Source organism: Synechocystis sp. LEGE 06083 (genome assembly GCF_015207725.1).
Lineage (GTDB): Bacteria > Cyanobacteriota > Cyanobacteriia > Cyanobacteriales > Microcystaceae > Synechocystis > Synechocystis salina.
Genome location: NZ_JADEWJ010000103.1, coordinates 1 through 11,527, shown reverse-complemented (window position 1 = coordinate 11,527; position 11,527 = coordinate 1). Strand labels below are relative to the sequence as shown.

General features: G+C 49.7%; 11 protein-coding genes. 8 read left to right on the top strand and 3 right to left on the bottom strand.

The features are described 5' to 3' along the window. Positions 1-769: PP2C family serine/threonine-protein phosphatase (locus tag IQ219_RS09640; RefSeq protein WP_368667597.1), on the top strand; the 769-nt coding region annotated here is incomplete at its 5' end. 28 nt (positions 770-797) lie between these two features. After that, a complete protein-coding gene (locus tag IQ219_RS09635) occupies positions 798-3,263 on the top strand; it encodes an endonuclease MutS2 (protein ID WP_194072455.1) in 2,466 nt (821 codons plus the stop codon). On the opposite strand, the gene IQ219_RS09630 is transcribed toward IQ219_RS09635, so the two are convergent. After that, positions 3,251-4,138: a LysR family transcriptional regulator gene (locus IQ219_RS09630; protein ID WP_194072454.1), complete on the bottom strand. Its 888-nt coding sequence runs from the start codon at positions 4,136-4,138 to the stop codon at positions 3,251-3,253. The two genes, IQ219_RS09635 and IQ219_RS09630, sit on opposite strands and share 13 nt — an antisense overlap. A gap of 129 nt (positions 4,139-4,267) precedes the next feature. Between IQ219_RS09630 and IQ219_RS09625 the strand changes: the two genes are divergently transcribed. After that, a complete protein-coding gene (locus IQ219_RS09625; RefSeq protein WP_194072453.1) occupies positions 4,268-4,966 on the top strand; it encodes a pirin family protein in 699 nt (232 codons plus the stop codon). 49 nt (positions 4,967-5,015) lie between these two features. Next, positions 5,016-5,252, top strand: coding sequence for a CDGSH iron-sulfur domain-containing protein (locus tag IQ219_RS09620; protein ID WP_194072452.1), 237 nt, complete (start codon positions 5,016-5,018; stop codon positions 5,250-5,252). Positions 5,253-5,633: 381 nt separating this feature from the next. Here the strand turns inward: IQ219_RS09620 and IQ219_RS09615 are convergent, their stop codons facing one another. Beyond that, positions 5,634-6,383 (bottom strand): NYN domain-containing protein, encoded by a 750-nt coding sequence (locus IQ219_RS09615; RefSeq protein WP_194072451.1) that lies wholly within the window; start codon positions 6,381-6,383, stop codon positions 5,634-5,636. A gap of 132 nt (positions 6,384-6,515) precedes the next feature. Here IQ219_RS09615 and IQ219_RS09610 point away from each other — a divergent pair, with 132 nt between their 5' ends. The 4 genes from IQ219_RS09610 (at position 6,516) to deoC (ending at position 10,960) form a co-directional block, all read left to right on the top strand. Continuing rightward, positions 6,516-6,764, top strand: a complete 249-nt coding sequence (locus tag IQ219_RS09610) for a hypothetical protein (protein WP_194072450.1) — start codon at positions 6,516-6,518, stop codon at positions 6,762-6,764. A 9-nt stretch (positions 6,765-6,773) separates the two neighbouring features. After that, positions 6,774-7,592: an Rpn family recombination-promoting nuclease/putative transposase gene (locus IQ219_RS09605; protein WP_190599745.1), complete on the top strand. Its 819-nt coding sequence runs from the start codon at positions 6,774-6,776 to the stop codon at positions 7,590-7,592. Between the two features lie 185 nt (positions 7,593-7,777). After that, positions 7,778-10,231 carry a GH116 family glycosyl hydrolase gene (locus tag IQ219_RS09600; protein ID WP_194072449.1) on the top strand — a complete coding sequence of 818 codons (2,454 nt, stop codon included), beginning with the start codon at positions 7,778-7,780 and terminating at the stop codon, positions 10,229-10,231. Positions 10,232-10,282: 51 nt separating this feature from the next. Further along, positions 10,283-10,960 (top strand): deoxyribose-phosphate aldolase, encoded by a 678-nt coding sequence (gene deoC, locus IQ219_RS09595; RefSeq protein ID WP_194072448.1) that lies wholly within the window; start codon positions 10,283-10,285, stop codon positions 10,958-10,960. Positions 10,961-10,966: 6 nt separating this feature from the next. On the opposite strand, the gene trpD is transcribed toward deoC, so the two are convergent. Then, positions 10,967-11,527, bottom strand: a 561-nt coding sequence (gene trpD, locus IQ219_RS09590; RefSeq protein WP_194072447.1) for an anthranilate phosphoribosyltransferase, incomplete at its 5' end; no start/stop codon positions are given.

The window sequence follows — 11,527 nt, the reverse complement described above, 5'->3', positions numbered from 1 at the left end:
GCCTGTGACAGAAGTGAATTTATCAGTTGTTAGTAGTAGTTCCACGGGGCAAACGGATCCCGGTCTGGTTCGTCAGTACAATCAGGATAATTTTTACCTTGATCCGGAGGGACGATTCTACATTGTGGCCGATGGCATGGGGGGACACGCCGGCGGAGAAGAGGCTAGTCGCATTGCGGTGGAAAGGGTGCGGGATTACTTAGACACCTATTGGCGATCGGAGATTACCTCGGAACAGTTGCTCAGGGATGCCCTGATGGATGCTAACGAGGGTATTCTCGAAGACCAAAAAATCAACCTGGAACGGCGGGATATGGGCACCACCGCAGTATTAATTGCCTTTAGGGACGATGGTGCTTGGCGAGCTCATGTGGGGGATTCTCGCCTGTATCGTTTGCGGAATCAGCAATTGGAGCGGGTAACGGAGGACCACACCTGGGTGGCCAGGGCCCTAAAAATGGGGGACATTGACCCTACCCAGGCTAAAGCCCATCCCTGGCGTCATGTGCTGTTTCAATGTTTGGGGCGGCAGGATTTGAATTTTATCGAGGTGGAAGCCCTGGATGCCCAACCGGGGGACACTTTTCTGATGTGTAGCGATGGCTTAACGGAGGAAGTGCCCGATAATCTGATTGAAAAAATCCTCGCCAGTCAAGGGGATTGTGATCAGCAGGCCGCCCAATTAATTGAAGAAGCCAAAAATGCCGGTGGCTCAGACAATATCACCATAGTGTTAGTGGATTTGGCTGAGGATACCCCGGAAAGTTAATAGATTAGTATGTCTTAAGAAATAAAGAGTGAGTGATTCCATCAATTTAACCATTGCGGAGGAGACCTTAGCCCTGTTGGAATGGCCGAGGCTCTGTCAGCATTTGTCCACTTTTACCCAAACTCCCCTGGGGGCGATCGCCGCCCGCTATTTGTTGCCTCCCGACCAATGGCAAGAAAGTCAGGCCTTACTGGCCCAGACCCAGGCGGTGGAGCTAATTGAAAATTCCCCGGAGAGCAACTGGCATTTTAAAGGCATTGCCGATATCACTGAACCGTTAGCCCGGGTGGAACGGGGTGGTTTGACCACAGGGCTGGAACTGTTGGCGATCGCCAGCACCTTGGCGGGAGTGAGAAGATTGCGGCGGGTCATTGAAGAACGGGATGACCTGGAAATTTTGCAAACCTTGGTGGCGGAAGTAAGAACCCTGCCGGAGTTGGAACAGGCCATCCACCATTGCCTTGGGGAAGATGGCAAAGTGGCGGAGCGGGCCAGTCCTAAATTAGGGGAAATTCGTCAAAAATTAAAAGCCATGCGGGAGCAAATCCAGCAAAAATTACAAAAAATCATTCAACGCCAAGGCAATGCCCTGCAGGAGGCGGTGATTACCCAAAGGGGGGACAGATTTGTTTTACCCATCAAAGCGGGTTACAAAGAACAAATACCCGGCATTGTCCACGATAGTTCCGCTAGTGGTAACACGTTGTATGTGGAGCCCCAGGCCATTGTGGAATTGGGCAATAAGCTGCGGCAAACCCGTCGTCAGGAGCAAACGGAAGAAGAGCGCATTTTGCGGCAACTCAGTGACCAAGTGCTGGAAGTATTGCCCGATTTGGAACATCTGCTGGCGATCGCCACCCGCTTGGATTTAGCTACGGCCAGGGTTCGTTATAGTTTCTGGCTGGGGGCCCATCCCCCCCAATGGTTAACCCCAGGGGATAACAAACCAATTACATTGCGACAGTTACGCCATCCTCTGCTCCATTGGCAGGCGGAAAAGGAGGGGGGGCCAGCGGTGGTGCCCATCACGTTGACCATTGATGCCCAAATTCGGGTCATTGCCATTACGGGGCCCAATACGGGGGGGAAAACCGTTACCCTCAAAACCCTAGGTTTGGTGGCCCTGATGGCGAAAGTGGGGCTATACATTCCCGCCAAGGAGCCAGTGGAATTACCTTGGTTTGCCCAGGTATTGGCAGATATTGGGGATGAGCAGTCTTTGCAACAGAATCTTTCCACCTTTTCGGGGCATATTTGTCGCATTATCCGCATTTTGCAGGCTCTTCCCCATCAATCAGATGATGTTGACCAGGCAATTGAATCCCCAGCCCAGGTTGTGTCTCCTTCCTTAGTTTTGCTGGATGAAGTGGGGGCCGGCACCGATCCCACCGAAGGCAGTGCATTGGCGATCGCCCTATTGCGTCACTTGGCCGACCAGCCCTGTTTAACGGTGGCCACCACCCATTACGGGGAACTGAAGGCGCTGAAATATCAAGATGCCCGCTTTGAAAATGCGTCGGTGGAATTTGATGACCAAAGTCTTAGCCCCACCTACCGTTTACTTTGGGGCATTCCCGGCCGCTCCAATGCCCTGGCGATCGCCCAACGTTTGGGACTACCTATCACCATTGTCCACCAAGCCAAGGACAGACTAGGGGGTTTTTCCGAAGACATTAACCAGGTCATTGCTGGGTTGGAAAGTCAGCGGCGGGAACAGGAACAAAAGGCGGCCAATGCCCAAAAATTACTCCAAGAAACGGAAATTTTTTATGAACAGGTTTCCCAAAAAGCGGCTAGTCTGCAGGCCAGGGAAAGGGAATTAAAATCCTACCAAGACCAGGAAGTGCAACAGGCGATCGCCGCTGCCAAGGAAGAAATCGCCAAAGTTATCCGCCAACTACAACGGGGTAAACCCAGCGCCCAAAAGGCCCAACGAGCTACGGAAGCCCTGGGGGAAATCCAAGCTGAGCAAAAGGCCATGGTGGCCATTAAACCCTTGGGTTATCAGCCCATGGTGGGGGAAAGAATTCGTATTCCCAGCTTTGGCCAAACTGCGGAAGTGACCCAGGTCAATGGCGCTGCCCAAACCGTTAACGTCACCCTCGGTTTGATGAAAATGACTGTGCCCATGGCGGACATTGAATCCCTCGACGGCAAAAAGGTGGAACCTCCCCCCAAGCCGGAACCGACACCGAAAAAAGTTAAAGCTGAGCCCCAAGCAACGGAAACCAAATCACCCCCTGTGGTGGTGCGGACAGAAAAAAATACCCTAGATTGCCGTGGCGATCGCCTGGAGCGGGCCGAATCTCGAGTGGAAAAAGCCCTGAACCAAGCCTTAGATTTGGGCGTTTTGTGGATTATCCATGGCAAAGGCACCGGCAAATTACGCCAAGGGGTGCAGGAATACTTGTCACACCATCCCCTGGTGAAAAGTTATGCCCTCGCGCCCCAGAATGAAGGGGGATCGGGAGTAACCATTGCCTATTTGCGGTAGTGGGTTTTGAGAAACTCAGTAAAGAGTTTAACTTTGGTGGCCAGATGGCGGTTAACCGGATAAACCATGGAAACAGTTAATTCCCGTAGGCAATAGTCCGGCAAGATGACCTGCATTTTTCCCTCTTCCAAATAGGGTTGGACAATGAACTGGGGCAACAGCGCAATGCCCAAACCCTGGGCCACGGCGATCGCCAAAGCTTCCCCATTGTTGGAACAAAAATTTCCGGTGACTGATATCGTTTCCTCTCCATTTTGACTCAGCAATAGCCATTGATTTCCCCTATGGGAATAGCCATAGAGCAAGCAATTATGGTTTTTCAAATCCCCCGGAGTTTCAGGCATACCTGATCGAGCTAAATATTCCGGTGACGCACAAAGCAATAACTTAGTCTGGCACAAGGGCTGGGAAATCAAACTAGCCGATGCCATCGGTTGGGCAATGCGAATTAAGAGGTCGTATCCCTCGGCGATCGGATCCACAAATCGATCCTCCAACGTTAATTGCACTTCTACTTGGGAATGTAAAGCCATAAACTTTGCCACCAGCGGCGCAACGTACATAGTGCCAAAGGTCATGGGCGCATTAATCCGCAACAGACCCTTCGGTTCCCCATGGAGTTGGGACACTGACAATTCCGCCTCCTCCAAATCTGCCAAAATTTGCACCGATTTTTCATAAAAGGCTAGCCCTGTGGGGGTGGGGGTAACTTTACGGGTACTGCGGTGGAGAAGCTGTATTTTAAGTTCATTTTCTAGGGCAATTACCATCTTATTCACCGCCGATCGCCCCAAATTCATTTTCCTCGCCGCCGCCGCAAAACTGCCCTCCCGCACCACCTGGGTAAAGGCATAAATACTTTCCAGTTTGTCCATTGATTTCCTTATTGTCCCTTTTTTGGATGCAATATGTATTTAAAATAGCATATTGTCTTTATTGAGGATGCAAACTAGAATGGGAACCAAGGTCACAAACCTCAACCGACAAAAATAACGGAGGTCACCATGATCACACTCCGCCCCTCCGCAGCCCGGGGTCGTGGCAAACTCGACTGGCTAGATAGTTATTTCAGCTTTTCCTTTTCCCATTACTATGACCCCGCCCACATAAATTTCTCTAACCTGCGGGTCATTAACGAAGACTACATTGCCCCTGGTAAGGGTTTTGCCACCCATGGCCATCAAGACATGGAAATTATTACCTATGTCTTAGAAGGAGAACTAAAACATCAGGACAGCATTGGCAATGGTTCAATTATCCGCCCTGGGGATGTGCAGCGCATGAGTGCCGGCACCGGTATTCTCCATAGCGAATTTAATCCCTCCCCAGACCAGTCTGTTCATCTGTTGCAAATTTGGATCACTCCCAACCAATTGGGGGTGGAACCCAGTTATGAGCAAAAGTTTTTTTCCACCGAGGACAAACAAGGCAAATTACGACTAGTGGCATCCCCCGATGGCCGAGATGGTTCTGTTACCATCCACCAAGATGCTCACATTTTCGCCTCCGTCCTAGGAGAGGGGGAAACGATTAGCTACAGCCTATCGAACCGTCAGGCTTGGCTACAGATTGTCCGAGGCCATCTGACGTTAAATGGGAAAACCTTCAAAACCGGAGATGGGGCAGGCATTAGCGGAGAGCAAACCATCACCTTTACCGGCCAAGAAGGGGCAACAGAATTTTTGCTGTTTGACTTGCCTTAATTTGGTCAACTTTACTCAATTTTTACCAATATCCTGAGAGGAGAAAATAATGACTGAACCAACAGTTGCAGATAAAAAACCCATCGTTATGGAGCTTGAAGCAGGAGACTATTATTGGTGTGCCTGCGGCAAGTCTGCCAATCAACCTTTCTGCGATGGCAGCCATAAAGGTACGGGGTTTACTCCGAAAAAGTTCACCTTGGAGAAAGCCCAAAAAGTCACTCTCTGCCTTTGTAAACACACAGACAATCCCCCCTACTGTGATGGTAGCCATGCCAAACTTTAAGCATTGATCAATTGACCTAGCCTCTAATTTTTTTGGTACATCTTCTACTTTTGATAATTAACCTTGCAAGGGGAAGATGTGCCCTGGCGGGTCGTCAAGGTTATTACAATATTGTCTATGCTGCTCGATTCTTCTCCGTCTACCTACATTCCGCACGTAGTACACCTTCGTCTGAAGTCGAGTACGACGGCAAGCCTATTTCGGAGTTTGCCTCTTGACCTCCAGTCAGCCAATACGCAAAAACTACGCTATCTGTAGTGTTTCTCCGAAAATTTAGTAACTATTGGTAGAGCCTGCGGAATGTAGGCGTCTAGGTTAGCAACTACGGCTAGTTTCAGTCCAATAGGATATGAAATATCTCTGCGATGGTGAGCCCTAGAATTATGATTTGAGTGGAGCAGATTTTTTCTGTTTGTTCCTGACGTAAATTGCCCTATTTTTGCGCTCAATTTCAAATAAGTCGATCGCCTCAAACAAACTACTTAATTTGGCGTAACCATAGTTGCGGGAGTCAAAGGATGCCTGATTTTTAATGTGGCCGCCGATTTCCGCTAAGCTTGACCAACCATCGTCATCAATGGTGCTGGAAATGGCACTCCTGAGTAAACTAATTAATTTTGCGTCCTGTTTCAATTCCTTCCCAGTTTTTTTAACACTGGTGGAATTTTGGAGGGCTCCTTCAGAATTTTCAATTTGATCAATACTTTCTAAGTATAAAAATGTTGAACAAGCATAAACAAAGGGCAAGGGCGTTTTTTTCTCACCAAATCCATAAACCTTGAGTCCATTGGTCAAAATTCGCATCACTAAGGGGGTAAAGTCACAATCACTTGACACAATGGCAAAGGCATCTAACCGCTGGGTATAGAGTAAATCCATGGCATCAATAATCATGGCGGCATCAGTGGCATTTTTACCCTTGGTGTAATCAAACTGTTGCACGGGACGAATGGCATATTCATGTAAACACTCTTCCCAGGCTTTTAGGTTAGGACTTTTCCAGTTGCCATAGGCTTTACGAATGTTGGCCACTCCATACTTGGCAATTTCCGATACGATCGCCTCAATTTTGGACGCAGGGGCATTATCCGCATCAATTAGCAGGGCAATGTTTGATTCCGATTGCGGCATACTTCTCCGGCAAGGGACAATTACCTAGAAATTCTAACTCTAATAATAGTCAAGCAATTAATGGAATTATCTGAAAGCTTATGTTTTTGTCGTCCTGGAGAAGTTTGGAGCAAAAGTGTCTGGGCGGGCCGTATGTCCTGCAGTCTTTACTGGGCACTGGCGGTTTTGGTGCAGTGTTTCGGCGGAATGCGTTGGCGATCCGGAGATCGCCTACAACATCCTCAATGCACGGTGGTAATCCACGGTGCCATCAAATTAAACCCCACAGAAAGCCGGGCTTTAGTTGGGCGGACTTTCCCTCCCATCAGCACCCATAATGCGAAGCTGATTATCGTCATACCGAATTACTGGATCTTTTTCTCCAATGGCGATCGCCAGTAAAATTTCGGTATGTTTGATAATCTCTGTAAATTCCTCGCCGAATCATTTTCCGAAGACTACGCTGCCTGGTTGTTGGGACGACCAATCAAATTGACCAAGCTCAGTCCAACAGAACTATCCCTGGAGCCAATTCGGGCTGACTCCCTGATTTTGGAGCAATCAGAAGACTTAGTGTTACATCTGGAATTCCAAACGGAGCCTGACCCCACCATGGGTTTTCGGATGCTGGACTATCGGGTGAGGGTTTACCGCCGTTTTCCCCAGAAGACGATGCACCAATTTGTCATCTACCTAAAACGTAGTAGTAATGACTTGGTTTATCAGGATAGTTTTCAGGTAGGGGAGACTTTGCACCGTTATCAATCGATTCGGCTCTGGGAGCAGCCATCGGAAGCATTTCTCCAAAGTCCAGGACTATTGCCCCTAGCGGTATTGACCCAGACCTCTGACCCCGCATTAAAATTAAGGGAAGTGGCGACTGCACTAGATCAGATTGAGGATAATCGAGTTAAGGCAAATCTTATGGCAGCAACCTCGGTTTTTGGAGGAATTCTGCTGGCCCCTGAGCTTATTAGAACAATTTTAAGGAGTGAAATTATGAAGGAATCTGCTGTCTATCAAGAAATCTTACGGGAAGGGGAACAACGAGGCTTACTCAAAGGCAAATTAGAGGGCAAACTGGAAGGGAAACTAGAAGGTCGGCTGGAAGCAAAACTGGAAACCATACCCTTGCTGAAGAAATTAGGCCTGACGATCGCCGAAATTGCCAAGGAATTAGATATTGATGTTGAACTGGTTAATAAATTCGTTGCTAACCAAAATAATTAAGGGTTGAAATGGTCATTCGCCCGCATATGGCTTGATTTATCTTTTGGCGATCGCCTTTTCAATGGGGAACTCAGAAAGACTATTCCTTAGTTTTGGCCACAAAAAGCCATACCTTCCCCCATTCCCCTTGTTCGACTACCATGATGCAGACAGTCAACTAAACCAATCCATCGTCCCTGCCCCTAATGTCCCTGTTAGTCCAGAAACCCGAAATTCCTTCCTGCGCTTGGCAACGACCCATTGGTAAGGATTGGGAAAAGCCCTACACTGTCCGCTACGCTAGTAACCTTGACGATGGCCCGGACCATGGCATGCCCCTAGGGGGGTTTGGGGCCGGTTGCATTGGGCGATCGCCGACGGGCAAGTTTAACCTCTGGCATCTGGATGGGGGTAACCACGTTTTTAAGAATTTGCCTGCCTGTCAGTTTAGTGTTTACGAACAGGTGGCAGGGGAAGAAGCCCAAGCCTATGCCATGGCCACCGAAGCCCCGGAGGATGGGAGTCTGGGCCGTTGGCAATGGTATCCCAAAGAAAAAGGGCAATACAGCGCCCTCTATCCCCGCAGTTGGAACGAGTATCAGGGAGTTTTCCACAGTGAATTAATCTGTGAACAGTTTTCCCCGGTGTGGGGCGGCAATTATCAAGAAAGTAGCTATCCCCTCGCCATTTTTGACTGGACTGTCCATAACCCCACCGATAAAACCATCACCCTGAGCATTATGCTCACCTGGCAGAACACCGTGGGTTGGTTTACCAATGCCATCAAATCCCCCACTGTCAAACTGCGGGACGATGGTAGCCCTGAGTATGAATATCAACCCCGCTGGGGCGACAGTACGGGCAATTTTAACCAGTGGATCCAGGATGGTTTCCGGGTCGGCTGTTTATTTAATCGGGTGCAACCCCACGACGCTCTCCGGGAAGGGGAAGGGCAAATGTGCATTGCCAGTGTCAGCAACCCCAGTGTGGAGGTGTTTTATCACAATCGTTGGAATCCCAGTTGGGACGGAGCGGACGTGTGGGACTGGTTTGCGGGCAATGGTTCCTTACCGGATATCCAGGATGAAATGGCGGCGGAACCGGGGGAACAAATTGCGGGGGCCCTTTGTTTAAGGTTCACTGTGCGACCGGGAAAAACCAAAAAAATTCCCTTCCTACTGGCTTGGGACTTACCCATTACCGAATTTGCAGAGGGGGTGACCTATTACCGTCGCTATACGGATTTTTACGGCCGCAACGGCAAAAATGTTTGGTCCGTGATCCGCACTGCCCTGAAACACAGCGACACTTGGCGGCAAAAAATCGAGGCTTGGCAGGGCCCTATTCTGGACAACCCCCAGTTACCCAATTGGCTCAAAATGGCCCTCTTTAACGAGTTATATTTGCTAACCCAGGGGGGAAGTCTATGGACAGCGGCGACGGAAAATGATCCAGTGGGACAGTTTGGGGTCTGTGAGTGCATGGACTACCGCTGGTATGAAAGCCTAGATGTGCGACTCTATGGCTCCTTTGGGCTTTTAATGCATTGGCCTAAGTTAGAGCAGGCGGTGATGTTGGCCTTTGCTCGGGCCATTCCCACCGAAGATCCGAAGGAACGGGTAATTGGCTATAACCTTTCCCTCGCTCCCCGCAAAGTAAAAAATGCCACTCCCCATGACTTGGGAGCCCCCAACGAGCATCCCTGGGAAAGGAGTAATTACACTGCTTACCAGGACTGTAACCTCTGGAAGGACTTGGGCAGTGACTTTGTCTTACTAGTGTACCGAGACTTTTTGCTTTTACCGGATGCGGATGGGGAATTTTTGGGGGAATGTTGGCCCAGCATCACAGCGGCGTTGGATTATTTGAAGGAATTTGATCTGGATAACGATGGCATCCCGGAAAATTCTGGTGCTCCGGATCAAACCTTTGACGATTGGCGTTTACAGGGCATTAGTGCCTACTGTGGTGGTTTATGGATTGCGGCCCTGGAAGCGGCTTTGGTGATGGGTAAATATCTGTTGGCAAATCCTCCCCAACAAACGAGTTTGGACACCGGAGCAATGGCAACGGCGATCGCCAGGTATGAAACTTGGTTAGCCCAAGCCCGTAGTTTGTATCACGATACTCTTTGGAATGGCGAATACTACAACCTCGATAGTCAAAGCGGCTCCAAGGTGGTGATGGCAGACCAACTCTGTGGGCAATTTTATGCTCGGTTATTAAATCTGCCAGATGTGGTGGAAAACCAGTACGCTGAGAAGGCTTTGGCCAAAGTGTACGACACCTGTTTCCTCAAATTTGCCCATGGGGAACTAGGGGCCGCCAATGGTCTTTTGCCCGACGGTTCCCCCCAAAATCCCAACGATACCCATCCCCTGGAAGTATGGACGGGCATTAACTTCGGTTTAGCGGCCTTTTTGATCCAAATGGGCAAAAAAGAAGAAGCTTTAAAAATGACGGAGACGGTGGTTAACCAGGTGTATAGCAATGGTTTGCAGTTCCGCACTCCAGAGGCAATCACTGCGGTGGGGACTTTCCGGGCTAGTCATTATCTGCGGGCCATGGCGATCTGGGCTGTGTACGGTTTGCTGGAGGGTTTTGCCAATTTACCCATTGCTCCAGCCGATGACGAGGTGCCCACTAGCGATTTTTATTGAAATCCGCAGGCAAAAGTCCAGTAATTAACCCCGCCCTTGTCATTTAACCCCATGGAAAAATCCCGTCAGTTTGACCTCGCCCCCTACATTGACCACGCGGCCCTAGACCCCGCTACCACCAGTGAGGCGATCGCCGCCTGTTGTGCCCAAGCTCTGCACCATAAATTTGTTGCGGTGTGTCTTTACCCCAGTGCCCTACCCCAGGCAGTGGAATTGTTGCGGGGCAAAAAAGTGGAAATTTGTGCGGTGATTGGTTTTCCCTCCGGGGCTAGCACCAGCAGCAGTAAACTTTATGAAGCCCAGGAAGCAACGGAATTGGGAGCCACCGAATTGGATGTGGCAATTAATTTGGGGCTATTGAAAGACGGCAACATGGAAGCCGTTTACAACGACATTGCCCCCATTGTGGAATCCACAGGGCTAACGGTGAAAGCGATTTTAGAAATGGGTAGGCTAACGGAATCGGAAAAAAGAGTAGCGGCGGAAATTTGTTTGGATGCGGGGGTGCAATATCTCAAAACCAGCACCGGCTGGGGTAAGGGGGCTACCGTTGCCGATGTGCGATTGTTACATCAAATCAGCCAAGGACGGGTCGGAATTAAAGCGTCCGGAGGGATTCGTACGGTGGAGCAAGCCATAGACTTAATTGAGGCTGGTGCCACCCGCTTGGGCACTTCCCGGGGAGTGGATTTGATTCAGCAGCAACGACAATTATGGGAACAAAGTTAACTAAACCTAGCCCTCCAGGAATGCTACCAACTGTTGTAGTTTGTCCCAGCCGGCCCCTTGCTTCAAAATATCTTTGGCCAAATCAATACCTTGGCCATGGTCGCCCCAGGGCACAGCATTGCCCACCTGGAAAGCTAAAGAAGCATTGAGGGCCACCGCATCAATCTGGGCCTGGGTTCCTTTGCCTTGCAAAACCTGGCTGAGGATGGCCTCATTTTCAGCCAATTCCCCTCCCTTTAAGGCGGTCAAAGGAGCCGGAGTTAAACCAAAATCCTGGGGATCCAGCACTTGGGTGGTTACCTCCCCCTGGTTGAAACTAGCTATGTCTGTGGGAGCCCCCAAGCCGGCTTCATCTAATTTCTCCCGACCATGGATCACCAAGGCCCTGGCAGTGCCCAAATTTTTTAAGGCGATCGCCATCACGGAGAGAAAATCCGGAGAATAAACCCCAATTACCTGGCCGGTGGGACGGAGAGGATTAACTAACGGCCCCAACAAATTAAATACGGTGCGGACTTTAAGAGTTTTACGAATGGGGCCCACACTTTTAAGGGCCGGATGCCAACC

What these genes read in the sequence shown, in the direction of transcription:
- IQ219_RS09630 (WP_194072454.1), bottom strand. Translation starts at nt 4,138, where the DNA reads ATGGACAAACTGGAAAGTATTTATGCCTTTACCCAGGTGGTGCGGGAG.
- IQ219_RS09610 (WP_194072450.1), top strand. Translation starts at nt 6,516, where the DNA reads ATGTCCTGCAGTCTTTACTGGGCACTGGCGGTTTTGGTGCAGTGTTTC.
- IQ219_RS09600 (WP_194072449.1), top strand. Translation starts at nt 7,778, where the DNA reads ATGTCCCTGTTAGTCCAGAAACCCGAAATTCCTTCCTGCGCTTGGCAA.
- IQ219_RS09620 (WP_194072452.1), top strand. Translation starts at nt 5,016, where the DNA reads ATGACTGAACCAACAGTTGCAGATAAAAAACCCATCGTTATGGAGCTT.
- deoC (WP_194072448.1), top strand. Translation starts at nt 10,283, where the DNA reads ATGGAAAAATCCCGTCAGTTTGACCTCGCCCCCTACATTGACCACGCG.
- IQ219_RS09605 (WP_190599745.1), top strand. Translation starts at nt 6,774, where the DNA reads ATGTTTGATAATCTCTGTAAATTCCTCGCCGAATCATTTTCCGAAGAC.
- IQ219_RS09625 (WP_194072453.1), top strand. Translation starts at nt 4,268, where the DNA reads ATGATCACACTCCGCCCCTCCGCAGCCCGGGGTCGTGGCAAACTCGAC.
- IQ219_RS09615 (WP_194072451.1), bottom strand. Translation starts at nt 6,383, where the DNA reads ATGCCGCAATCGGAATCAAACATTGCCCTGCTAATTGATGCGGATAAT.